Genomic DNA, 25,531 nt, shown 5'->3' on the forward strand with positions numbered 1-25,531 from the left:
ATGAGCTTTATAAAACGCAGTATTTTTCTGATAAATTGATTAAAATCAAAAAATACAGACTGTATCTCTTGCAAAAGCAAAAAGAGGGAACAGAATACTCCGAATGGGATAAATATTTTTATAAGTATTTGTATATGAGATAGATATGTACGGATTGAAAAAGTATTTTTATTAGAATATTTTAAATTAATAACCCTACACAAAAGGACAGATAGTAAAATTCTTGCAAAAAATTAGCTTTTATTATGAGAAGGAATACTACCTTTACTGTTCTAATCAGGTTTAACTGTTTACGTCATTCAAATACCGTGTAAAAACATGAAAATTATGTCAAAAACTATCAAATCGTTTTACCATTATTTCTCACTAGCGATAGTGTTTATGATGGTTTGTACTACCTTGAGTTTTGCTCAAACATCAAACCCTCTGAAAGGGAAAAAAATCCTAGTTTTCTCTAAAACCAAAGGCTTTCGTCATGGTTCAATCCCATCTGGTATTGCAGCTTTCAAAGAACTTGGTAAAGAAAATGGTTTTGTCGTTGATACTACTGAAAATTCAGACCGTTTCAATGAAGAGAACCTGAAAAAGTATCGCCTTGTTGTTTTTCTAAGCACAACCGGAGACGTATTGGATGACCATCAGCAGGCCGCTTTTGAACGTTTTATTCAAGCAGGCGGAGGTTTTGTAGGAATCCATGCCGCAGCTGATACCGAATATGACTGGCCCTGGTATGGTAAATTAGTAGGTGGATATTTTGCTTCTCACCCGGGAAACCCGAATGTGCAGGTAGGGAAAATGCATGTTCACGATAAAAACCATCCTTCTACTTCATTTATGGAAGAAAGCTTTGACAGAAAGGATGAATTTTATGATTTCAAATCATTCAGTCCTGATGTAAAAGTATTGGTAACAGTTGATGAAAAGACCTATAAAGATGGTAAAATGGGAGATTTTCACCCGATGAGCTGGTATCAGGAATATGATGGCGGACGCGTTTTTTATACCAACTGGGGACATACAAATGAGACATTTTCAGAACCATTGGTTTTGAAACACCTTATTGAAGGTATGAAATGGGCAGCAAGTGGCAGTGATGTTGATTATCAAAAAAAAAAATCCGGACACAAATCCCACCAGAAGAAAACCGGTTCACAAGAGTAATTTTTGATCAGAAATTAGATGAGCCTACAGAATTGGCTGTAACCGATGAAGGAAAGATTTTCTTTACCGAAAGAAAAGGTAAACTGAAAATGTATGATCCTAAAAAAGGTAAAACCAAAATTGTGGCTGATCTGGATATATATACCAAGTTTGAATATGGTTTGATGGGACTTAATATTGATCCTAAGTACAATCAGAACCATTGGATATATTTATTTTATTCTCCCAAAGGCGGACAATCTGATACGGCTCAGCATTTATCACGTTTTACGTATGATAATGTGAGGGATACTTTGCTTATCAACTCAGAAAAGGTTTTGTTGAGAGTTCCTGTAAAACGTACAGATTGTTGCCATACCGGGGGCTCTATTGCCTGGGATAAAGCCGGAAATCTTTATCTTTCTACAGGAGATGACACCAATCCGTTTAAGTCTGATGGCTACGGACCTATCGACGAACGCCCGGGACGCAGCGGCTGGGATGCCCGCTATACTTCTTCAAATACCAATGATTTACGGGGTAAGATTTTAAGAATCAAACCAAAAGATGACGGAACCTATTCAATTCCGGAAGGGAATCTTTTTCCGGTAGGAACAGAAAAAGCCCGTCCTGAGATTTATGTTATGGGAAACAGAAACCCATATCGTATTGCAATTGACCAGCATAACGGATTCTTATATTGGGGTGAAGTAGGGCCGGATGCCGGAGGAAACTCTGAAAAATACGGTCCAAGAGGACATGATGAGGTAAATCAGGCAAGAAAAGCAGGATATTTTGGCTGGCCTTTATTTGTAGCTGATAATAAAGCCTATAATCAGAGGAATTTCGAAAAAGATAGTACCTGGGCTAAGTTTGATCCGATGAAACCGATCAATGATTCTCCCCATAATACCGGCCTGAGAGAATTACCTCCTGCCAATAAAGCTTTCATTTATTATCCTTACGACGAATCACCTGAGTTTGGCGCCGTTGTCGGCAAAGGTGGACGGAATGCTATGGCAGGACCAGTTTACTATTCGGAAGATTTTGATACTGATTCTAAGGTCAAATTTCCATCTTTCTATAACGGGAAATTCTTTGCTTATGACTGGATCCGTGATTTTATCAATGTCGTAACCATGAAGCCTAACGGAGATTTTGCCTCAATGGAACGATTTATGCCTAACATGAAATTCTCTCATCCGATTGATATGCAATTTGGTAAAGACGGAGCTTTGTATATTCTTGAATATGGACCTAACTGGTTTGCACAGAATGATGATGCACGTTTGTCGAAAATTGAATTTAATGCAGGAAATCGTAAACCTGTAGCAGTGGCAAGTTCAAATAAGAAAGCAGGAGGAGTTCCATTGAAGGTGGAGTTTTCATCTGAAGGTTCTTTAGATTATGATGGAGATGCCTTAAAATATGAATGGACATTTGCCAAAGGTGCTCCTAAAGGAAATACTGCAAAAGCCAGCTATACATTTACTAAACCAGGTGTTTATCAGGTTATTTTAAAAGTGACAGATTCTTATGGAAATTCGAATAAAGAGATCATTGAGATCAAAGCCGGAAACGAAATTCCAAAAGTTGAAATGGCCATTAAAGGCAATAAATCCTTCTATTGGAATGATGAAAAAGTTAATTACGAAGTAAAAGTTGCTGATAAAGAAGACGGCTCTCTGATTAATAAGAAAATCAATCCGGAAGATGTTCTGGTATCAATAGATTACCTCGAAGGATTTGATAAAACGCTGATTGCACAGGGACATCAGGCAAATACGAGTTTTTCTAACGGAAAACGTCTGATTGAACTATCTGACTGTAAATCCTGCCACTCGGTTGATAAAAAATCTATCGGGCCTGCTTATAAGGAAGTCGCCAAAAAATACAAAGGAGTAGCTATTTCGACAAAACTTGTGGATAAGGTAATCAAAGGTGGAGGCGGTGTATGGGGAGAACAGGCAATGGCTGCGCACCCTCAGCTATCTGCGGATGACGTGAAAGAAATGGTGAAATACATTCTTTCTTTGGCTGATGATAAGCAACAAAGCAAGCCGATCAAAGGTGATTTCGTTACGAAAGACAATGGTAAAGCCGGAACTTATATTTTCTCTGCCAGCTATACTGATAAAGGGTCAAACAGCATTCCTCCTCAAACAGGTCAGGAAACGTTTACGCTGAGAAATGCTACGATCAAAGCCTCTGATTTCGACAATCAGAATGAAACCATGAAATTCAAAGTAGAAGGACTGGGAGAAGTAGTAGTGGCAATGACCGATAAGAGTTTTACTGCATACAACAATATTGATTTCACAGGATTGGGCTCTGTTACTATTTTAGCGACAGCCTCTGACCAGAGAACTGCCGGAGGAAAACTGGAAGCCAGACTTGATTCCCCGACCGGACAACTAATCGGTTCAGGAGAAATTTCTGCTGGATCAACGAACCCGACTAAGATTCAGTTAAGTGGTATTTCAGGTTTCCACCGTTTATATCTGGTTTATCTGAATGCAGAGTCCAAAGGAAAACCTTTGTTTGCCGTAGTGAATCTTAAATTTGAAAAAGCAAAATAAGCGATTTTAGGGTTAGAATTTTCACATAAAAAAATCCCTCAATAAAACATTGAGGGATTTTTTATTGAGGATAAGGAAGACCGAATTGTGACGGAGAAATTGATTGAAATAAACAGAGGGGGCAATAGTGAAAAATTTGTTTGATAGCTATCAATAAATAAGAAAGCTTCATGTCTTTAAACAAAGTATATATCTCCTTTTTTGAGTAAATAAAACCCTTTTAAAGGAATTGTTAAGTGTTTTCGGAAGATAAACGACTATCGATAAGGCCTTATCGGAAAATTATGATGAACTTTGCCTGATTCTTCGTTTTGAAGAAATAAAGTCTGATTTTTCAGATTAACGTTCAAGCTGATAGCGTACTGCTTATTGCTGACAGCTATTTAAAGAAAAATATGTCATTTGAATCATTAAATTTAATTGAGCCTATCCAGAAGGCTTTACAAGCCGAAGGTTATACTCAGCCCACTCCAATCCAGGCCCAGGCGATTCCAATTATTTTACAAGGTACTGATTTACTGGGCTGTGCTCAGACCGGAACCGGAAAAACTGCGGCATTCGCTATCCCGATTATACAGCTGCTGGCTCAGAAAGAAGAAGATAGGAGAGGAAGGAGAAAAGTAAGAGCGCTTATTCTGACCCCAACCCGAGAACTGGCGATACAAATCGGAGAGAGTTTTGAGGCTTACGGAAAATATACTGACTTAAGGTCAACTGTTATTTTCGGTGGAGTAAAACAAGGAAAACAAAGTGATGCATTACACAATGGAGTTGATATTCTGATTGCCACACCGGGCCGTTTACTGGATCTGATGGCACAGAAGATTGTCACACTGGCATATATCGAAATGTTTGTACTTGATGAGGCCGATCGCATGCTTGACATGGGTTTTGTCCACGATGTAAACAGAGTGCTGAGTGCTCTGCCTAAGAAACGACAATCTTTGTTCTTTTCCGCAACGATGCCTCCGGAAATTCTGAAGCTGGCAGGTATGATTTTGCATAATCCTTCTAAGGTTGAAGTAACGCCTGTTTCTTCGACTGCCGATACGATTAATCAATTTGTATATTTTGTTGATAAAAAAGACAAAAGTGCATTACTGCTCGAAATTCTGACCAATAAAGCGATTGAAACGGTTTTGGTATTTACCCGGACAAAACATGGTGCTGATAAAGTGGTGAAGATTCTGAATAAAAAGGGGATTAAGGCGGAAGCTATTCACGGAGATAAGGCGCAGAATGCCAGACAGAGAGCTTTGTCAAATTTCAAATCGAAAGAAACAAGGGTTTTGGTTGCAACTGATATCGCTGCCCGGGGAATAGATGTGGATGATCTGGCTTATGTGATTAACTATGAAATTCCGAATATTTCCGAAACATATGTCCATAGAATCGGCAGAACAGGCAGGGCAGGAGCTAATGGAACAGCTTATTCATTCTGTGATGCGGAAGAAAGGGTTTTGTTGAAAGATATTCAGAAATTAATCGGAAAGACCATTCCCGTTATAGAAGATCATCCTTTCCCGCTTTCTGAAGAAGCTATTGCCCAGGCCGGAAATATTCCGAAATCGAAAATAAATGCTGGTCCTCAGAAACCGGCAAATTCTTCCAAAAATCAGAAAAGGAAGTGGTTTAAGAAGAAATAATATAAAAGGCTTAAGTTTTGTCATGAAACCTAAGCCTTTTTGTTTTTATTTAATCGTTACCGGCCCGAGTAAACCGGAAGGCATAGGCTGCCATTTTGAAGCATCAAAGGGCTTGTATTTTATGTCGACAATATTAATGTCATAAAACTTCTTCCATTGAGGAGCAACTTTATCAACCAGACGCATATGGTTTGCTGATAAATTGCTTACCTCGACCTCCAAAAGATTATTGGACGGTTTAAGCAGATTTAGGGGAATTTCTAATTGAAATGGCAGACACCACGCTGTTCCGATAACTTTTCCATTGATTTTCACCAGCGCCGACTCCTTCACATTACCTAAATCAAGGGTTAATTTTGATACTTTTTGAAGTTTTTCCGGCAAATTGAATGTTTTAGCATATCTGACAGTTCCCCAGAAATAATCAGTGGAATCAGCAAAGCCGACCCATGAGCTTAAATCGTGGATATTTTTTGAATATTTTATGGAAGGCATCCCTTCCAGGAATGTAACATTCCAGTCATTCGATAAGTCAAGAGCTGTGGTTCCGGCAATTATTGTTTCAGGAGGCCTTTTGTGTGAGGAACTTCTGATAAAGCAAGACTCTCCGGGTAATAATTTCAAATAAATCCGGGTCTTTCCATTGCTTTTTTGCGAGGGCAGTCCTTCGCTTTTTTGGGTTAACGGAGAATATTTTTCAGGATTTTCCGGAGAAAATGATAAATCTATCCAACCTTCATTAAATTCATTTGAAAGATTAGTAATAAAATAAACGGTTTGTGTTCCCTTCTTTTTACGGATAAATTTCAGACCTTTTTCCACCCACACTTCCTGAGAAAGACCCCAGGATGAAAGTATTTCCAAGGGATTATTGCTTACGGTAACATTTGAGGCTAACTGTGTTATTTCTTCTGCAAAAAGATTTTTACGACTTTCAAAGGAGTCGAATCCGGTGAATTTTTCCGGTAAAGCTCCTTCAAATACAATTTTAGCGCCTTCTTTGGAGAGCTTCAAAAGACTTTCCAGGGTTTTTTGGGGAAGAAAAGTACATTTTGGAATTAAAATGGCTTTATACATTTGTCCTTTTGTTTCCAGTGTTCCTTTTTTACCTAATCTGAGATGCTCGATTTGCAGATCAGAAATATAATCCAGAGAGAATCCTTTCCGCAAAAGGCTTCCGCAGGTTTTTCCAAAATTTTGTTGTAAAATCCAGCCATTAATGCTGTGAATATCAAGTTGATAAACACTTCCCAAAGGCTTTGTTGAGGTAGCCCATAAATCATTAATCGGGAAATAAACCAGTAAGTCATTATCAGTCTTACTGCTTTGGAGAATTTCCTGGCAATTTTTGATGTATCTGGTCAGCTCCGGCATCTGTTTCCAGAAATGAGAATAAGGCCCGAAATTGGTTGAAGCATAAAACAACCATCCCGGGAAAGTTTCTTCAGGGGCTGTGTAGGTAATTCCATGAAAAAAAACATGATTGATTCCGGCAGTAAAAAGCTCATCTATCTGTGGTTTCACCTGAGAAAGAGAAACTTTAAAATGATTCGCCAGCCAGGTGCAGGTTTCAGAGCTTACCAGATTCTTTCCCGATAAATTGGCCGCAGAAGAGGCAAATTTCATAGCCAGTGGATTCGGGATACCAAAACGTTCGATTTCATAATCTTCGTCGATTCTCAGAAAAGGTATTTTAAACCGGCTGGAACCGAATGATTCCGTTTCCGGAACATCGGCTACACTGTATAAATCAAGCAGGTTTCCCGGGGAACCATGAGCCTGATATCTTGTAATAAAATGATTTTTTTTGCTCCAGTTTACCCATTTTTCAGCAAAGTTTTCCAGAACTAAATCAGCTATCGTCTGATGATAATCCATTTTAATCAATCTGCTTCGTTCATTTTGGGTAGAATCAGTAAATTCTTTCAGAAAATCTGTCAGATCATATCCCCGTCTTTTCTTAAATTCTGCCGGAAATTCATCAGTCCAGTTTGCACCATATACTTCATATGAGTCGGAGTACATCGCTCTGGGGCGGGCTGTTGTGGTAGAGAAAGCTGTATCAAACCTCCCGACATATTTTGGGATAGCTTTTGAGCTAAAAGGATCCAGAGATAAACCTTCTCCGCCTGGTGCGGCTCTTTTAACAGCTTGTCCGGTTAAAACGGTTTCCATTTTATTTCCGGTTAATTTCCATTTTTTGGCGGCGATGTCTCCTGAAACATTGGCACCGCCAAAAGGCCAGCCTGTTCCGGTTGTCATATCAACGCCCAGTCCGAGTCGTCTGGCTTCTTTTGTAGTATGTTCGAAATAATGAATCCATTGTTTTCCCAGGAAAGGTGTAAATTGCTTTTCATAACCTTTTACTCCGTAAATCGGAATAATGTGTACACCGCCAATTCCTGCTTTGGCAAATTGTTCCAGTTGTCTGGTGATTCCCTTTTCTGAAACAGCACTACCCATCCACCACCAGTACGTCCACGGTTTTGCTATATTAAATTGCTGCGATCTTGCCTGAACCGAAAAGAAAAGCAGGCTTAAAAAAAGTAAATTCCGCATAGAAAATGAAGTCAACAATAGAAAAATTAAATTCAAAGTAAAATTAGTCCAAAAACTGTCTTGTTCCGTCATGGCTTTGGATAGCTTAACCGAAAAGTTTTCAGACCAGTGGCATGTATTTTCTTTTTAAGCATCTCCTGATTTATTAATTTTGGAGAGGTATCTGCTTCGGATAACCCCACAATTTATGTTTTCAATTTTACGGCAGCCTTATCCACATAGTGAATCTCCCCGAAAGAGACTGATTTTATCGGTGGCAGCAGGTATTTTCATTGCAGGTTTTCTTGATATTTTTCAGCCTTTTGGTTCTTCCGGGTGGAACAATCCTTATAAGTTGATTCTTCTGGCAAATTTTGGACTGGTGACAACCGCAATTATGCTGGGGAATTTCTTTATGCTTACCTGGCTTTTTCCCAGGTTCTTTAAGGAAGAAAACTGGACTGTAGGGCGGGAGATTTTCTTTACAGTTTTCAATGTGCTGAGTATAGCGCTTGGCAATATTTTATACGGACATTATATTGGGCTGTTTATTATTGCAGGAGTAGGAATGTTATCAATGGTTAGTTATACTTTTTTGATAGGCGTTTTTCCCTCGACAGGCATTGCGTTCATTAATTATATTTATCATCTCAAACAATACAACCACCCGCCTCAGCCTTCTGTGGAAAGAGTTGAGAAGGAAGATGTTTTGATAAAATTGATTGCCGAGAATGAGAAAGACAGTATTTCGCTTTTATCTTCTGAATTACTGTTCATTGAATCCAGTGATAATTATGCCACATTGGTTTATGAGAAAGACGGGCAGGTTTATAAAGAATTGATCAGGAGTAGCCTGAGCAGGCTGGAAGGGCAGATCGATAATCCGGAAATTGTTCGTTGTCACCGTTCGTTCATTGTAAATCTATCAAAAGTTGCTTCGGTTTCCGGAAATGCTCAGGGGTATAAATTAAAGCTGAAAGGCTATGAAATGTTGGTACCGGTTGCCAGAAAGAATTCAGACATTGTAAAAAGACTTTAGGAAAAAGGGTGTAAAGACGTTCTTTACACCCGGTGTTATTTTAAATCAGTTCTTCCAACTCGAGCCAGCGTAATTCCTTTTCGTCCAGGTTTTCATTGATTTGTTCAATTTCTTTTGCCCAGGCTTCGAGTTCCTCATAATTGCCTTCTCCTTTATTCAGCAAATCTGTCAGGTCTTTTTTGCGGTTTTCCAGTTTTTGAATGTCTGTGCCGAGGGTTTCATGCTCTTTTTGCTCTTTGAAAGAAAGCTTTCTTTTGGCCGCCGCCGGGGGCTGTTGAATTTTGCTGGTCTGGTCAAGATTTACTACTTCCTGTGTTTTTCCGGAAGATTTTTGATTCTGACCCGATTCATTTTCTTTAAGCCATTCTCTGTAATCAGTATAATTTCCATTGAAATTCCTGATATTTCCTTCACCTTCAAAAAGGAAAAGGTTTTCAACCAGTGTATCCATAAAATAACGGTCGTGGGAAACCAACAGAAGACAACCTCCAAAATTCAGCAGAAAATCTTCCAGAACATTCAGGGTAGTGATATCAAGATCGTTGGTAGGCTCATCCAGAATCAGGAAATTAGGGTTCCTGATAAGAACTTTCATAAGCTGAAGACGGCGTTTCTCTCCTCCTGAAAGTTTGGATACCAGGGTATATTGTTTCTTAGGATCAAAAAGGAAATGATTCAGAAACTGACTGGCTGAAATGGTTTCACCCGTTCCTACAGTTACTACTTCTGCGATTTCCTTGATGATGTCAATTACCCGCTGATCTTCTCTGAATTCAAGATCTGACTGCGTGTAATAACCAAAAACAATAGTTTCACCTTTTTCAACAATTCCTGAATCCGGTTTGATAACCTGCGTTAAAAGATTAAGAAAAGTAGATTTTCCCACTCCGTTTTTCCCGATGATACCAATTCTGTCTTTTTTCTTGAAAACATAACTGAAGTCTTTCACCAGCGTTTTTTCTCCATACGATTTATTCAGGCCTTCGATTTCTATGATTTTACTTCCCTGGCGGGACATTTTAACATTCAGTTCTAACGAAGATTTCTCTACAGCTGAATGGGCCTTTTTGTCAATTTCCTGAAAAGCATCAATTCTGTATTGGGCTTTTGTGCCGCGGGCCTTCGGCTGACGACGCATCCATTCCAGCTCTTTACGGTAAGTATTTTTTGCTTTGTCAATTTCTGAAGCTTCTATGGCTTCTCTTTCGGCTTTTTTCTCCAGGAAATAGGCATAATTGCCTTTGTAGGAAAATGCTTTTCCACGATCTAATTCAACAATTACATTACAAACTCTGTCCAGAAAATATCTGTCGTGAGAAACCAGCAATAAAGTGATATTTTGTGAAGAAAGTGTACCTTCCAGCCATTCAATTGTATCAAGGTCAAGGTGGTTGGTAGGCTCATCAAAAATAAGCAGATCAGGTTCTTCAATAAGGATTCTGGCCATAGCAACCCTTTTTCGCTGACCTCCTGAAAGTTGTGAGACAACTTTGTCAAGATCAACGATTCCTAATTTCCCTAGAATTTGCTGTACTTTGCTTTCATAATCCCAGGCTTGCAAGGCATCCATTTGTGTAATAGCATCTGTCTGGCGATCAACATCATGTGAAAGCATTGCTTCCTCATATTCCTTGAAAGCTTTCACCATTGGCAGGTCTCCGCTGAAAAGAGTGTCCAGTACAGTAAGCGTTTCATCAAACTCCGGATTTTGTGCCAGATATCCTACAGTGATACCTTTTCTGATACTTACAGATCCTGAATCTGCAGGAAATTTTCCTGCCAGAATATTTAGCAAAGAAGTCTTGCCTGAGCCATTCTGGCCAACCAGTGCAATTTTTTCACCTCTGGAAATCCCGAAATTCAGATCCTGAAACAGCCAGCGTTCTCCAAAGTTTTTAGATATATTTTCTGCTGATAAATAATTCATTTGCAAGTAATTATAAAGTTTTGAATATTGATCAAAGGATGAGACATCCTTCAGAAAGCAGGGTAAATGATTTTCAGTTTTTAGTCCCTGTTTTTAATTAGAGCTTCCGGAATTATGTTGTTAAAAGCGGAATGTCCGGAACAAAAATCCCACAGGAAATAACTTCCTGTGGGCTGAATGGTAGGGAGTTAACGGGAATAATTCATGGCATTTTTAACAATAAAATGTTTTAGAATGATTCAGTGTTTCTTATTAATCCCTTAAAATCTTATAACAATTCTTTTTCTTTTCTTCTGTTTACCGAAGCGGATACCCAGATGCTGATTTCATACAAGCCAAAAAGCGGAGTTGCTACCAGAAGCTGGGAAATAACATCCGGAGAAGGTGTAATGATAGCTGCTACAATCAAAATAACAATCAGCGCATGTTTTCTGTATTCTCTCATAAATCCGGGGGTTAAAATTCCCACCTGCGAGAGAACGAAGGAAATCATTGGCAACTGGAACGTCAGACCGCAAGCCAGCGTAAGCATTGAAAGCAGAGAAATATAGTCGTTAATGTCAAACTGATTCTGAATACTTTCATCAAGTTTGAAATTAGCAAGGAAATTAATTGCCATTGGTGCCACGACGAAGTATCCGAAGAAAACCCCCATGAAAAACAGGAGAGAAACCCAGAAAACGGCACCTCTTGCTGCTTTTTTCTCAGTAGTCTTCAAACCCGGTCTGATGAATCTCCATATTTCCCAGAAAAAGTAAGGAAATGCGAAGAGCAATCCGACAATGACAGACTGAGTCATTGCCATCATAAACTGTCCTGAAACTTCCCGGCTTTGTAAAATGAAGTTCGCCTGTGTAAAGCAAAGCCCGTCGATATGGGTCAGGTCTGCTACTTTACATAGAACCCGGTTAGTCCAGAAAGTGGATTTTGAGGGCCCCAGAACGATATCTCCGAAAATAAAATCCCTGTAAATCCATGCAGCGATGGTAAACACCAAAATTGCGGCCAGGGAACGAATAATATGCCACCGTAACTCTTCAAGATGATCAATGAAGGTCATTTCTTTACCTTCAGTTTCGCCTAATTCTTCTTCGTCAAATTCTTGGTCTAATGCCATAATCTTTTAAAATGTCGTCAAATACACAAACGCCTGTTTGTGTTACAGATCCAGTGAGTACAAAAGTACATCAAAAACGCAAAAAACCCTGACAGCATTTATACTTGTCAGGGCATTTTTTCAAAAGGTATAATCTAAAATCAAAAAAACAGAGAATACAGATGGATAAATTCACTGTATTTACACATGATTCTGATTTATTAATAGATTTTAAACGTAAAGAGGAAATTGCTCCATCCATTTGTTAACCTCAGTTCTTACTGAAGAAATAAATGTTTCATTATCGTTGTTCATCAACACGCTGTCAATAAGTTCAACGATATGCAGCATTTCGGATTCTTTCATTCCTCTGGTTGTCATTGCAGCAGTACCTACACGCATACCTGAAGTTACAAAAGGAGATTTCTCATCAAAAGGAACCATGTTTTTGTTGATTGTAATATCAGCTTTAACCAAAGTGTTTTCAGCTAATTTACCGGTCAGACCTTTAGGACGTAAATCAATCAGCATAAGGTGATTGTCTGTTCCGCCTGAAATGATGTTGTAACCTTTATCAACGAAAGCCTGAGCCATTACAGAAGCATTTTTCTTAACCTGTTCTGCATAAGCCTGGAAATCATCAGTAAGCGCCTCACCGAAAGCAATTGCTTTTGCGGCAATTACATGTTCAAGCGGACCTCCCTGTGTACCCGGGAATACTGCACCGTCAAGACAGGCTGACATTAACTTCAGATCTCCTTTCAGCGTAGTAAAGCCAAACGGATTTTCAAAGTCCTGACCCATCAGAATCAAACCACCGCGGGGGCCGCGAAGTGTTTTGTGAGTAGTAGTTGTTACGATATGGCAGTGTTGCATCGGGTTATTAAGCAAACCTTTCGCAATTAAAGCGGCAGGGTGCGAAATATCAGCTAATAAAATAGCACCAACCTGATCTGCAATCGCACGAAGACGGGCATAATCCCAGTCACGTGAATAAGCAGAAGCACCACAAATAATAAGTCTTGGTTTCTCACGAAGAGCAGTTTCTTCAACTTTATCCCAGTTGATTAAACCTGTTTCCTGTTCAACACCATAAAAGAAAGCCTGGAAATACTTTCCTGAGAAGTTCACCGGAGAACCATGAGAAAGGTGACCACCGTGAGCTAAATTAAACCCTAAAATTTTATCACCCGGATTTAAGAAAGATAAGAACACTGCAGCATTTGCCTGTGCACCGGAATGAGGCTGAACATTTGCCCAGGTTGCCCCGAATAATGCTTTTGCACGATCAATTGCCAGTTGCTCAATCTGATCTACCACCTCACATCCGCCATAATAACGTTTGCCCGGAAGACCTTCAGCATATTTGTTGGTAAGAACAGAACCCTGTGCTTCCATTACTTGCTTGGAAGTAAAGTTTTCAGAAGCAATTAATTCAATGCCGTATTCCTGACGGTGTGCCTCCTGATTGATGAGATCGAAAATTTGAGTGTCTCTTTCGAGGGTGAAAGCGGTATGTCGCCCAGTTGCTGTTGCCATTTTAAATTTCGGATTAACTTCAATAAATCTTTGATTCGTAGCTATCTGAAGATAAATCTTTACAAAAAATCCTCAAATCTTTATAAAACCAGAAAATAGTAGGGGAATTTTCAGTAAAAATAATCTATTAAAATGGATTGTAAAAACCTTTTTTCAATTGTCAGGTAAATTGCATTTCAGGATGTATAATATTCTGACATTTGTAATGTCTGGTGTATCTTTATGCAGGAACATTAAACAGAATCAAAACTTTAGCATGATTTTTACTGAAAACTATCTGAAACATAATCAGACTAAGCAGAAGTTGCAGGACATATTTTTTTTAAATCACAAGTAAAGTTAAATTTGCGAAGCTTTTTTCCGTTGACAGAATTATATCTCAGCCAATAGAAACTCAAACGCAGGAAAGTGCGTTACTAAACAATACCAGACTAATCAACTTACAAACTAATTACCGTTATAATGAAGAAAATCATTTTTAGCTTTTTTACAATACTGACCCTTTTGGTGTCAGTGGCTGTGAATGCTCAAAAATTAACTCCCGCAAAATGGTCATGGGCTTTATCTAAACCCAATCCTGCTGTCGGAGAGACTGTTGACATTGTTTTCACAGTAAAGATTGACAAAGACTGGTATCTATACTCTTCCGATTTTGATCCGGATTTAGGACCGATTGTAACGACTATCAAATTCAAAGCAAACGATTCTTACGCAACTGTCGGAGGGTTAAAAGCTATAAATCCTCATAAAAAATTCGACAAAGAGATTTGGAATGGTGAATATACTTATTTCAAGGAAAAAGGAGAATTCCGCCAGTCTGTAAAGATTCTGAAAACAGATATCGTTATAGAAGGTGTTTATGACAGTCAGACCTGTACCGATAAAACCGGGCAATGTGTGCCGATAAAAGGGCCTTTCAAACTGGAAGCAAAAGCTGGTGCGGATAACGTATCGGCAAAAAAAAAAGTGAAGTAGAAACTACTGCCTTGCCTTCAAAAGATTCTTCTGTTGAAGCAGCAAGTCCGGCCGTGGCTTCATCTGCTGCGGTGGCTACTGTTACCGCTTCAACAGAGAAGGAAGAGGTAAAAAATGAATCCCTCTGGACTTTCTTCTGGATTGCATTAGCCAGCGGATTCGTGGCTCTTCTTACACCATGTGTATATCCGCTTATCCCCATGACTGTAAGTTTTTTCACCAAGCAAAAAGGGGGAAAAAAACTGGCATTTCTCTATGGGTTCTCAATAATTGGAATTTATGTCCTCTTTGGTACGCTTATAGCTTCCCTGGCCGGAGCAAGTTTCGCTAACTTCCTTAGCACTCACTGGATACCTAACCTGCTTTTCTTTGTTATTTTCATCATTTTCGGAATCTCCTTTCTGGGATGGTTTGAAATTGTATTGCCATCCAGTCTGGTTAATAAAATGGATGCGCAGTCAGACAGAGGAGGTTTAATAGGAATCTTTTTTATGGCCTTTACCCTGGTGCTGGTTTCTTTCTCCTGTACAGGGCCGGTTGCAGGTTCAATTCTTATAGCTTCTGCTCAGGGCGAAGTAATTAAGCCGGTGATTGGGATGTTAGGGTTTTCACTGGCCTTTGCTATTCCTTTTACCTTATTTGCGATATTTCCACAATGGCTTCAGAATTTACCGAAATCAGGCGGATGGATGAATACCGTGAAAGTCGTTTTAGGTTTTCTGGAACTGGCTCTTGCTCTGAAATTCCTCAGTACAGCAGATCAGGTGTATCACTGGCATATCCTTGACAGAGAAATTTATCTGGCGCTTTGGATTGTAATTTTCTCATTAATAGGGTTTTATCTTTTAGGGAAAATCCAATTGCCTCATGATAGTAAAGTAGAAAAGGTAAATGTTCCGAGAATGCTGCTTTCTATTCTGGTATTTGCTTTTGTGGTGTATATGATTCCGGGAATGTTTGGTGCTCCGTTAAAAGGCTTATCTGGCTGGTTACCTCCATTGACATCACAGGATTTTATTGCGAACTCCGGAGGATCAGAAAAATCAGATTTTGCCGGTGATGCTGATTTTCCTAAAAATCCTAAATATTCCAATCTTTTTAAAGCTTCTAAAGAAATTCAGAAATTCTTTGATTACAAGGAGGCCGTTGAGTATGCAAAGAAGGTGAATAAACCCGTTTTCATAAACTTTACAGGCCATGGCTGTGTAAATTGCAGGAAAATGGAGGAAAATGTCTGGACTGATCCTGAGGTATTGAAACGCCTGCGAAAAGATTACATTGTAGTGGACTTGTATGTGGATGATAAGACTGAATTACCAAAAAATGAATGGTACGTTTCAAAAGATGACGGGCAGGAGAAAACCAGTATCGGTGATCAGAATCTTGATTTTGAGATTACCAAATTTAATGGTAACGCACAACCGTATTACTGTCTTATTGATCCTAAAAATGATCATAAAACCTTATTACCTCCCAAAGCATTTGACCTGAATGTAGCGAATTTTGTTAAATTTCTGGAAGATGGAAAAACAAAATTTGAAGGGAAATAAGGGACATAGTAATTACGAAAAAGGAGAATAGTTTTGGCTATTCTCCTTTTTTTATGATTTAAAAATTCATCTGCCGGTAAGCGACGTTCCATCGTAAACCAATTGATGTAATTGTATTTTTACTGTCCAGTTTATCATCACCGCTGTTATAATCCCGATTCAGGTAATGAAGGTCAACAAAAACATTGTGTCTTACCTGATATGAAGCTCTTAAATCTATCGTAGTAGTAACAGTACTTCTTCCTGCTCCGACAAAATAGTTATAGTCTCCCGCAGGTCTGAAAGTGTAATTTTTCAGAATATTACCTCCCCAGTTTTCTGAGCTATTGCGATCTTCTCCAAATTTTGCCCAGATATATTTTGCAGTAAGCTGTAATTTTGAACTCGGTTGAAATCTGAGAATATGACTCCATTCAAGAAAGTTTGCACCAAGCGGATGGGCAAGCGCCTGACTGTAATGTGAGTAAGTAGATGGATCATTATGACTGTATGTGAACGGTCTGGCAGTATTAAATTCACTCTGTAAGTCAAGATTATTAATACCGAATGCGTCGATATATTTTAGCCCGGCCTGAACACTGTATTTATTCAGCCATGAGCCTTTTCCTGCCAGAAACTCCTTCGCTACAAATTCATCAATCATCCATTGACCGTATAAAGAGAAGTGTTTTTTGAAATTATATTTAAAATCAAATCCTACAAAAGCATTATCAGAACTTCCCTGAAAACCCTCAAGATAGCGATAGAAAATAACCGGATTAAGGTAATTCAGGTCAAACCCTTTTTCTCCCTTGTCAAAAACTACTGCTTCAAATATTCCTAAGTTGAATCTCCTGGAAAGGTTCATACTCAGGTGGTGCATGGCAATGTATTTTTTAGGAAGGGCTTCCGCAACTGCTGCCAATGATGGATTTATAAGTTCCGCAAAGAGATTCTGATATTGGAAACGTCCCACCTGCGTAGTTATTTTCAGGAAAAGATATGGTGGTGCATTGTCTGAAAGAATCATTGAGCGGAAGCCATTTCCGATAAAATTACGGTCATGTCCGAATTGAATACCAATATTTTTGGTGGCCTGAAAAGTAATATAAGCACGGGCAGAAAAGAAATCTACACCATAAGGATCAGTTTTGAACTCCTTGGTGTATCCTTCGCCCGGCATGCCTGGCAACCTCTCTAATCTTACGGAATTCTGATTATAGAAATCCACATAATTTTTAACATAATCAGGAATTAACCCGACATTATCGGTCATAAAAGTATAAAACCCGATTTTTTTATTAATCATCCCCCTGATCTCAACACCTCTGGAATTGAGTGATACTGTTTTCTGAAGACCGCCGTCAGCAGCTCCGATTTCCAGATTAAGTACGGGATTTACATGGATATCAAAATCATTTGTATTGCTTGAATATGCATCAGCTTTTTTACGGTAAAAAATATCCCACAAATTGGTATCACTGTCTCCTGATTGATCAGAAGTCCACTCCCAGCTATCATTTCTTAAATATTCAAGGTTAAAGAAGTCCTGAGAAGAGAGCCTGCAACTTTTGTCGGCCAATACGCTGTCAGCCAGCTGAACAATCCCTTTCCGGGTATAAGGTTTTACAGTAGTATGGAAACCTTCTGCAAATTTTCCCCGTTTAATTTCATAGCGGTCAATCAAGTGATAATAATCCTGATTTAACGGGGCAAAAACACTCTGTGCTACCGAAGTAAATCCAATAAAAGAGATGGCAGATAGGGATAAGAGTAATTTTTTAAACATATTTTTGTAATGGGGTCATAAGTTATCCTCAGAGAAGAGATAACTTTGCAAGTTAGCATTTTTCTTTTATTTGAGGTTTTAATACCTCGTGAACGGAATAACAACCTCTTTAATAGCAGATATCACATTCAAAATTTTAAAAGTTCAGAGCAGGATTGTATCCTGTTCTGAAAAGCCTAAACACTTATCATGCCATTTGGAAAATATTTTGCAGTAATGGTGGCAACCGCTTTAAAGTTTATCGGTGGGCCACTGACAGGTGTAAGTCTGGGAATCAGTTTGATTGAAACAATCATAAGTACAATTGCAGGAATGATGGTTACCGTAACTATTGTTGCCTTTCTTGGAAAAAAAGTACGTGAAATTATAAATAAGTACAGAAAAGTTAAGCCAAAGTTATTTAATAAGCGAAGCAGAAGGGCTGTTAAAATCTGGGATAGATTTGGTTTAATCGGTATAGCCTGTCTTACTCCTCTGTTTTTTACGCCTATCGGCGGAACTTTACTGGCTGTTTCTTTTGGAGTTCCAATCCCCAAAATCTTATTCTGGATGTTAATCTTTGCTACCTTCTGGGGAATTGTTTTAACAACCCTGATTTATGAAATAGCCGATTTAAGGGCCTTTTTTATGTAATAAAATAGGGTTGATGAGACTACACCAACCCTATTTTAATCAGGCTTTCTTCCGATAATCTCCCCGGGAAAACGATTTCTCGATCATGCAATACAGCAGGATAAAGAAATAACGGCTGCCCATCTCTTTTATTTTTAGTTTCGACTCCCCATACTTTCTGTTGGTCCAGCTATTTGGAACTACCGCGAAGGAATATCCCCGGACATAAGCTTTTAATGGTAATTCTACCGTAAGGTTGAAGTGAGAAGACAAAAATGGTTTTACTCCTTCTATCGTTTCCCTTTTATAAAGTTTAAAAGCGTTTGTGGTATCATTGTATTTAATCCCTGTCATGAATCTGATGATGAGATTAGCCACTCTGTTGATATATAACTTCAGTTTCGGGTAATCCACTACTTTTCCACCTTTGCTGAAACGGCTCCCGAAAACAGCATCAACATTCTGTTCCTGCATAGTTCTGTAATATTTTACCAAATCTTCCGGATCATCTGAAAGATCGGCCATCATTACTGCCACACAATCACCTGAGAAGCGTTCAAGGCCATATCTTACGGCAAAGCCAAAGCCGTTAGGGCCTTTGTTCGTAAAATATACAAGCGTGGGGATTTCTTTCTGTAATTCCTGTAACACCTGCTCGGTTTTGTCTTTGGAATTATCGTTTGTTACACAAATTTCGTGGTCAATTTCATGCTTTACTAAAGTCTGATAAAGCGCTCTCAGTGTTTCGGGGATAGACTCTTCTTCGTTATAAGCAGGAATGACAACGCTTAATTTCATTGAATGATTTCTTTTGTTTGGAATTTGAGCCGAAGAATAAGGTTTCGACTGAAAATGAATGTTTTATTAAAAAGTTCTGTCCACTTTTTCTATAAAGTCTTTATAATCGATAGCCGGAATAAAATGTTTTTGAGTCCGGTAATTTAAAACTGTAAATAAAAGAAAGAGAGAGCTTAAAAAGGCCTGCAAGATAATGATTGTAGCTCCGGTAACCAAAGTAGTGGCCCAACCCGGAGAAGCCCAGTTAGTTGTAAGTCTGATTACTGTTACTACGATTGCCACTCCAATTGAAGCAACCATCAGAATCAACGATCCGATAAGCATTCTGGCGGCGGTAGTATCAAGATGTACAGAAATAGCACTTAATCCATGAAGAACCAATGAAATGAAATTCATTTTAGAGTTTCCGGCAAGTCGGGTACCTCTTTCTATTGGAATGGATGTATAGGGCAATTTGGAACGAATGATTCCTCCGGGGAAATGATTCCATATTTCGGAGACATAAGTTAATTTTCCTGCCAGGCGATTTGGAATAATGCTGAAATTACCAAATTCAATTACTTTGCCAGTCAGCAGCACAAAGATTGATTTATAAATGACATAAAAGAAACGGAAGGCGATACTTTCACTTCTTTTGGATCTTTTGGCAAAAATAATCTTGTCAGGGGTTTGTAAAGAAGCCTCATATAATCTTTGAATATCCTCGGGTTTATCTTCTCCGTCCGAATCCATTACAACTACTTTTGAGAATTCTGTTTCTTTGGTAATATAGGAAAGACCTAGTGCTATAGCTTTCTGATGGCTCACATTTCGGTGTAATCTGATGATTTCCAGCTTATAAGAACCAAAACGATTAACGTCACATTCGATAGATGAACAGTCGTCAACAATTACGAAATTTAGATGGGCAAATAATTCAGAAGTGACACTATGCTTTATTTTTGTTAATAACAGCTCCAGCGCATCCCAGTCATTATAAAGAGGTATTAGTATTTTGATGTTTTCTGTCATTTATTTAGCAATTTGGAGAAGCTTTAACCGCAGCACAGGAAAAAACTATACCCATCTTTCTACCACACATTCTCCAGATCTTCAGCTTTATAAAGGTGATTCCTTTCTTCGTAAACAGTTCCTTTCTGATTTTTAAGTTTTAAATTATCTTTTTTCGTTAATTTAAAAATAAATGCGATAGGCGTAAGGAAAATGAAAAATATAACTGACAAAAGAATATGGGCATTGATATTACCAAGAAAAGTAGCAAATTTCGTCCAGACCCATGTGATTTTATCACTCAGGAAATCGGAAAAAACGCCAACCAATCCTACTACCACAGAAGCTATCAGCAAGCCTTTAGTTTTAAAAACCAGGTGTAATACCAGAAGTCCCACTGTAATTACCAGCATGGTTTCCAGGTTCTTTTCTCTTTTCATATTTCAATAATAAAAATGTCTGATAAAATGAACAGACCTGAATCTGTTCATTTTATCGCAAAATAAATGTCAAAAATTAGAATAATGTATAGATAAATGGAGCAATAGCAGAACCTCCGCCAATTACAATTAGAACCCCGATTAACAGAAGAACAAAAATTACAGGCATTAGCCACCACTTTTTACGTTCTTTCAAAAAATTTAAAAGGTCAGATAAAAAATCCATTTTGGATAAAATTTAAGTTTGTGAAATGTTTTTGGAAATCAATATTTTGCCATTTTACTTTGACATAAAACCCGGCTTTACAATATCTTTTAATAACTGCTTAATCAGAATCTGATTTGCCAGGGCTGTAGGATGTTCATCATACGGAATAGCATATTTTGAATCAAGCGGGTTAAATAACTTCGAATAATCAATTACTTTAACACCTCTTTCTTTCAGAAGTCTGATAATCAGGCTGCTGTCATTTGTAGTCGGGTAAATGATAACATAAAAATTATCATTCCCGAATTGTTTTTTATACTCTCTGGCAGATTCGGCCATTACATCAGCTGTAAGGGCATAATCCTGTTCTCCGATTCTGAATGGGTATCCGATTTTGAATAGTTTAAGAATATTACTCTTAAGCATGATATTGAAAATCGTACTTCTCAGTCTTCTTCCTGAAAGAAATGTTCCGTCATGTTTCAGTTCATTCCCGACTTTATGGTAATATGGCGCATTTCCTCCGTTATAGCTATAATTGGTGAGTGTACCTATTACACGATTAACATGATCTCCGATATAGATATAAAAACCAATGCCACCTTTTTCCTTAACGATTCCTGGAACGGAATTAGACTGCAATCTTGCAAGCATTTGATGTGGACCATAACCGCTGTAAGCAAAATTGTAGGGTTTATAAGTGCTGTCAAATTTCGCAAAATAATAAGGCAGGGTTTCATTACTCTGAACACCTTCACCAAAAGTCATTGAACAGCCGAAAAACTGGGCATACCTGTTTCTGATTTTACTACTGTCTACAGGAGTAATTCTCAGACTGTTTGCATCTGTCTGATACGTAATTTTATAGATAATTTGTCCGTCTTTTGTCCTGACTCCCGTATGAGACTCATTAGGAGTAGGTTTATAGCCAAGAACATCATCCATAACCATAGAATGGGTGGGGCCTTCAATTTTTGGTGAATTTGCCGCCATTCTTTTTAATACAAAACCAGCAATCAGTTCCAATAGAAGAATGGTAATGAAAACCATAAAAACTGAAACCGACAGGTTTTGAATGAACTTCAGTTTAGATTTGAAACCTAAAACAAAAGCATAAACCAACAAAGCAAAAACCTGAAATTTAAAGCATGCAGAGACTACATCATAGCCGCCTACTATGCCATTGGCATCTCCTCTGAAAACATCCAGAAGAATTAAGCCAACAGATATAAGTACAGATCCTACAAGTAGAATAAAGAAAAATCTATGGATTTTTATGTCTTTTAATTGCATAGCTTTAGTATTAGTCCAGCTTGAATTCGTCTTTCCAGGTATCTTTTTCAAGCCATTCCGGCTGAGTTTTCTTGTCAAAAATAAAATTACCAACTACCAGATAGTCCATTTCTGTTCTCATTAAACACTTATAGGCGTCTTCAGGAGTACAAACAATAGGCTCTCCGCGAACATTGAAACTGGTATTTACCACAACACCATATCCTGTCTGTTTCTTAAACTCATTAATCAAAGTCCAGTAACGGGGATTGGTTTCTTTATGCACAGTCTGAATACGTGCTGAAAAGTCGATATGGGTAATTGATGGCAGGTCTGAACGTAAATAATACAGTTTCTCCATCAATGGCAAAGAACGATAGTTTTCCGGAAGAGCTTTTCTTCTTTTCTCCGTTACACCATGTACTAACAACATGTATGGAGAATTGCCTTCAAGTTCAAAATAATCTGCCGCATCTTCAGCCAGTACTGAGGGAGCAAAAGGGCGGAAACCTTCACGGTATTTAATTTTAAGATTAAGTTTCTTCTGCATTTCAGAGTTACGGGCATCTCCCAGAATACTTCTTCCTCCCAAAGCACGTGGTCCGAATTCCATTCTTCCCTGAAACCAGCCTACCACATTGCCTTCCGCAAGAATTGTGGCAGTCTTTTCAGCAAGCTGATCGAAATTATCAAAATATTCGTAAGCAGCATTATACTTTCTTGACATTAATCTCGTATCTACATCAGAAAACTCAGGGCCGAGATATGATCCTTTCATTTCATCCAATGCATTCGGTGTAACCTTACGCTCCTGGCTGAAATAGATATAATTTGCAGCTAATGCAGCACCTAACGCACCACCGGCATCACCTGCGGCAGGTTGTATGTATACATTCTCAAAAATATTGGCTTTTTGTAATTTACCATTTGCTACGCAGTTCAGCGCAACACCGCCGGCCATGCAGATATTTTTAGAACCTGTTAATCGTTTGGCCTCCTGTGCCATTTTGATTACGATCTCTTCAGTTACAATCTGAATTGCCAGTGCAAAATCACAATGATATGGCTCTAACTGAGATTCCGATTCACGGCGTGGAAAACCAAAGATTTTTTCCCATTCCTTGTCTTTAACCATTCTCAGACCGGTAGCATAATCAAAATATTCCTGATTGAGCCATATAGAGCCGTCAGACTGAATATCAATTAGTTTAGTTCTGATCAGATCTGCATATCTGTGAGTCGCTTCCGAATTGGGATCACCATACGGAGCAAGCCCCATTAGTTTATATTCTCCGGAGTTTACTTTAAATCCGGCATAATAAGTTACTGCAGAATATAAGAGCCCGAGGGAATGCGGAAATTTTAATTCTTTCAGGATTGAAAGATCCTTTCCTTTTCCATGACATATAGAAGCAGTTGCCCATTCACCAACCCCGTCAATTGTTAAGATCGCAGCATCTTCGAAGGGAGAAGGATAAAAAGCACTCGCTGCATGAGAAAGGTGATGTTCAGGAAACAGAAGTTTAACCTTCTTCTTATCAAAAGAATCAATTTTGAAAAGTTCCTGATAAAGCATACGTTTCAGAAACATTTTCTCCTTCAGCCAAACCGGAATGGCTGTCAGAAACGAACGCAGACCTCTTGGCGAAAAGGCATAATAAGTTTCCAGTAAACGCTCAAATTTCAATAAAGGCTTGTCATAAAAGACAATAGCGTCTAATTTGTCCAGACTTAATCCGGATTCTTTTAAACAATATTCAACTGCTTTGGTGGGGAAAGCAGGATCGTGTTTGATACGTGTAAATCTTTCTTCCTGGGCAGCAGCAATAATTTCACCATTTTGAGTGATCGCAGCAGCTGAGTCGTGATAGAATGCGGAAATTCCTAAAATATTCATTTACAGGGTTTTTAATTTCGGGTCTAGGGGTGTGTAGCCTTGGAAATATAAATGTTAAATTTACGATTTAGGCCTGATATAGCAAAATACCCAAATTCAAACATAATAATTATTTAGTAAATGGTGACCATTTTAACCGATCCTATTTATTAAATGGACTGAATTTCAAAAAAATAACAATTTTCCTTCAGATTTGACATTAGCAATCATTGAACTTCAGGCAGATGTTACCAAGAAATGTAAGAATTCAGAAGTCTTTACTTAACTAAACGAAAGCAGAAAAATCCTTTGGGTTTTTCTGCTTTAGAAGGGAGTTAAAAGCAATAGAACAGACAAATAATACTTCCGGTCGGTTAAAGATGCCGGAAATACTAATGACTTAAACGCTCAGCAATCCCATCATGAATTTGCTGTAATGTTTCAGTCAGACCAAATGTCCAGTTCCAGGTAGGATAGTGGCTTTTGAATTTGTTCAGATCTGAAATATACCAGATATGATCACCGATTCTGTTGGTTTCAGAATAGCTGTAATTCATTTTATTTCCGGTGATTTCCTCACATATTTGTATTCCTTCCAGCATTGAACAGTTAGAGAAACGTCCTCCTCCGGCATTGTAAACTTCACCGGCTCTTGGGTTTTGATAGAAATGCCAGAACATATTTACCAGATCATAAGAGTGGATATTGTCACGAACCTGTTTTCCTTTATAACCGAAAATAGTATAGTGATTTCCTGTAATTGCACATTTCATCAGGTAAGCCAGGAAGCCATGCAATTGTGTTCCCGAGTGATTCGGTCCTGTAAGACATCCTCCGCGGAATACACCTGTTTTCATACCGAAATAACGGCCATATTCCTGAACAAGGATATCTGCTGCTACTTTTGAGGCACCGAATAATGAATGTTTTGTATGGTCAATGCTATGATTTTCATCTATACCGTGTTCAAAATAAGGATGATTTGCATCAATTTCCCAACGGGTTTCTGTTTCAATCAATGGCAGATAATTTGGATTATCACCATACACCTTATTGGTAGAAGTGAAAATGAATACGGCTTCCGGACAATGCAGACGTGTCATTTCCAGCATATTCAATGTTCCGTTGGCATTTACTGTAAAATCAGTAAAAGGTTCTTTTGCTGCCCAGTCATGAGACGGCTGCGCTGCTGTATGAAGAATTAGTTTGATGTCAGAACCATATTCTTTGAAGATTACTTCCAACTGAGGCACTTCACGAATATCTGCGGTATAATGCTTATAATTCTGGAATTTTTCTTCCAAACGATTGCGGTTCCAGGCTGTGGAGGCTTCTTCTCCGAAGAAATATTGACGAAGGTTATTATCAACACCTATTACCAGATCAAATTTATCGGCAAAAAATGAAACGGCTTCCGAGCCAATTAAGCCCGCCGACCCAGTTACTAAAGCTATGTTCATTGTTAAAATGTATAAATGTTTAATGAATTTCTCCCCAAATACAGGAAGTTATCGATAAGTTAGAAGATTTATGGGTTT

The 25,531-nt window shown here is 38.4% G+C and carries 19 protein-coding genes; 7 read left to right on the plus strand and 12 right to left on the minus strand.

The window, feature by feature from the left end:
• Positions 1-327 precede the first annotated feature (327 nt).
• The 3 genes from BM179_RS25775 to BM179_RS07285 all read left to right on the plus strand — a co-directional run bounded on the left by BM179_RS25775 (position 328) and on the right by BM179_RS07285 (position 5,365).
• Entirely contained in the window at positions 328-1,161 is an 834-nt protein-coding gene (locus tag BM179_RS25775) for a ThuA domain-containing protein (RefSeq protein ID WP_310586927.1), read from the plus strand.
• A gap of 32 nt (positions 1,162-1,193) precedes the next feature.
• Entirely contained in the window at positions 1,194-3,719 is a 2,526-nt protein-coding gene (locus BM179_RS07280) for a PQQ-dependent sugar dehydrogenase (protein ID WP_310586928.1), read from the plus strand.
• 395 nt (positions 3,720-4,114) lie between these two features.
• Positions 4,115-5,365 carry a DEAD/DEAH box helicase gene (locus BM179_RS07285; RefSeq protein WP_092014478.1) on the plus strand — a complete coding sequence of 417 codons (1,251 nt, stop codon included), beginning with the start codon at positions 4,115-4,117 and terminating at the stop codon, positions 5,363-5,365.
• A 45-nt stretch (positions 5,366-5,410) separates the two neighbouring features.
• On the opposite strand, the gene BM179_RS07290 is transcribed toward BM179_RS07285, so the two are convergent.
• Positions 5,411-7,924, minus strand: a complete 2,514-nt coding sequence (locus tag BM179_RS07290; protein WP_092015015.1) for a glycosyl hydrolase — start codon at positions 7,922-7,924, stop codon at positions 5,411-5,413.
• A gap of 187 nt (positions 7,925-8,111) precedes the next feature.
• Here BM179_RS07290 and BM179_RS07295 point away from each other — a divergent pair, with 187 nt between their 5' ends.
• Positions 8,112-8,942 carry a LytTR family DNA-binding domain-containing protein gene (locus BM179_RS07295; protein WP_092014481.1) on the plus strand — a complete coding sequence of 277 codons (831 nt, stop codon included), beginning with the start codon at positions 8,112-8,114 and terminating at the stop codon, positions 8,940-8,942.
• A gap of 40 nt (positions 8,943-8,982) precedes the next feature.
• On the opposite strand, the gene BM179_RS07300 is transcribed toward BM179_RS07295, so the two are convergent.
• From BM179_RS07300 to glyA, 3 genes are all read right to left on the minus strand, one after another.
• A complete protein-coding gene (locus BM179_RS07300; RefSeq protein ID WP_092014484.1) occupies positions 8,983-10,869 on the minus strand; it encodes an ABC-F family ATP-binding cassette domain-containing protein in 1,887 nt (628 codons plus the stop codon).
• Positions 10,870-11,137: 268 nt separating this feature from the next.
• Positions 11,138-11,986 carry a twin-arginine translocase subunit TatC gene (gene tatC / locus BM179_RS07305; protein WP_092014487.1) on the minus strand — a complete coding sequence of 283 codons (849 nt, stop codon included), beginning with the start codon at positions 11,984-11,986 and terminating at the stop codon, positions 11,138-11,140.
• 210 nt (positions 11,987-12,196) lie between these two features.
• A complete protein-coding gene (gene glyA / locus BM179_RS07310) occupies positions 12,197-13,504 on the minus strand; it encodes a serine hydroxymethyltransferase (protein ID WP_092014490.1) in 1,308 nt (435 codons plus the stop codon).
• A 462-nt stretch (positions 13,505-13,966) separates the two neighbouring features.
• Here glyA and BM179_RS25685 point away from each other — a divergent pair, with 462 nt between their 5' ends.
• Both BM179_RS25685 and BM179_RS07320 read left to right on the plus strand, forming a co-directional pair.
• Positions 13,967-14,479, plus strand: a complete 513-nt coding sequence (locus BM179_RS25685; protein ID WP_092014493.1) for a protein-disulfide reductase DsbD domain-containing protein — start codon at positions 13,967-13,969, stop codon at positions 14,477-14,479.
• Between the two features lie 11 nt (positions 14,480-14,490).
• Positions 14,491-16,029 carry a protein-disulfide reductase DsbD family protein gene (locus BM179_RS07320; RefSeq protein WP_229632915.1) on the plus strand — a complete coding sequence of 513 codons (1,539 nt, stop codon included), beginning with the start codon at positions 14,491-14,493 and terminating at the stop codon, positions 16,027-16,029.
• Positions 16,030-16,087: 58 nt separating this feature from the next.
• Here the strand turns inward: BM179_RS07320 and BM179_RS07325 are convergent, their stop codons facing one another.
• On the minus strand, positions 16,088-17,797 hold the full coding sequence (locus BM179_RS07325; protein WP_092014499.1) for a capsule assembly Wzi family protein: 1,710 nt from the start codon (positions 17,795-17,797) through the stop codon (positions 16,088-16,090).
• Between the two features lie 189 nt (positions 17,798-17,986).
• Here BM179_RS07325 and BM179_RS07330 point away from each other — a divergent pair, with 189 nt between their 5' ends.
• Positions 17,987-18,430 carry a hypothetical protein gene (locus BM179_RS07330; RefSeq protein WP_092014502.1) on the plus strand — a complete coding sequence of 148 codons (444 nt, stop codon included), beginning with the start codon at positions 17,987-17,989 and terminating at the stop codon, positions 18,428-18,430.
• Between the two features lie 39 nt (positions 18,431-18,469).
• On the opposite strand, the gene BM179_RS07335 is transcribed toward BM179_RS07330, so the two are convergent.
• The 7 genes from BM179_RS07335 to BM179_RS07360 form a co-directional block, all read right to left on the minus strand.
• Positions 18,470-19,207 carry a glycosyltransferase family 2 protein gene (locus BM179_RS07335; RefSeq protein ID WP_092014505.1) on the minus strand — a complete coding sequence of 246 codons (738 nt, stop codon included), beginning with the start codon at positions 19,205-19,207 and terminating at the stop codon, positions 18,470-18,472.
• A gap of 66 nt (positions 19,208-19,273) precedes the next feature.
• A complete protein-coding gene (locus tag BM179_RS07340; protein ID WP_092014508.1) occupies positions 19,274-20,218 on the minus strand; it encodes a glycosyltransferase in 945 nt (314 codons plus the stop codon).
• Between the two features lie 59 nt (positions 20,219-20,277).
• The gene (locus tag BM179_RS07345; RefSeq protein WP_092014511.1) at positions 20,278-20,637 is read right to left on the minus strand and encodes an SxtJ family membrane protein; all 360 of its coding nucleotides are present in this window, start codon (positions 20,635-20,637) and stop codon (positions 20,278-20,280) included.
• A gap of 76 nt (positions 20,638-20,713) precedes the next feature.
• Complete coding sequence (locus tag BM179_RS25220) at positions 20,714-20,863, minus strand: DUF5989 family protein (protein WP_177219320.1); 150 nt, start codon at positions 20,861-20,863, stop codon at positions 20,714-20,716.
• Between the two features lie 54 nt (positions 20,864-20,917).
• Positions 20,918-22,189: a hypothetical protein gene (locus BM179_RS07350; RefSeq protein WP_143095170.1), complete on the minus strand. Its 1,272-nt coding sequence runs from the start codon at positions 22,187-22,189 to the stop codon at positions 20,918-20,920.
• Positions 22,149-24,014: a carbamoyltransferase family protein gene (locus BM179_RS07355; protein ID WP_092014517.1), complete on the minus strand. Its 1,866-nt coding sequence runs from the start codon at positions 24,012-24,014 to the stop codon at positions 22,149-22,151. The genes BM179_RS07350 and BM179_RS07355 overlap by 41 nt, the downstream gene beginning before the upstream one ends.
• 371 nt (positions 24,015-24,385) lie before the next feature.
• Positions 24,386-25,453: an NAD-dependent epimerase/dehydratase family protein gene (locus BM179_RS07360; protein ID WP_092014520.1), complete on the minus strand. Its 1,068-nt coding sequence runs from the start codon at positions 25,451-25,453 to the stop codon at positions 24,386-24,388.
• Between the last annotated feature and the right edge of the window lie 78 nt (positions 25,454-25,531).

The organism is Pseudarcicella hirudinis, from assembly GCF_900115665.1.
GTDB classification, from domain to species: Bacteria; Bacteroidota; Bacteroidia; order Cytophagales; family Spirosomataceae; genus Pseudarcicella; species Pseudarcicella hirudinis.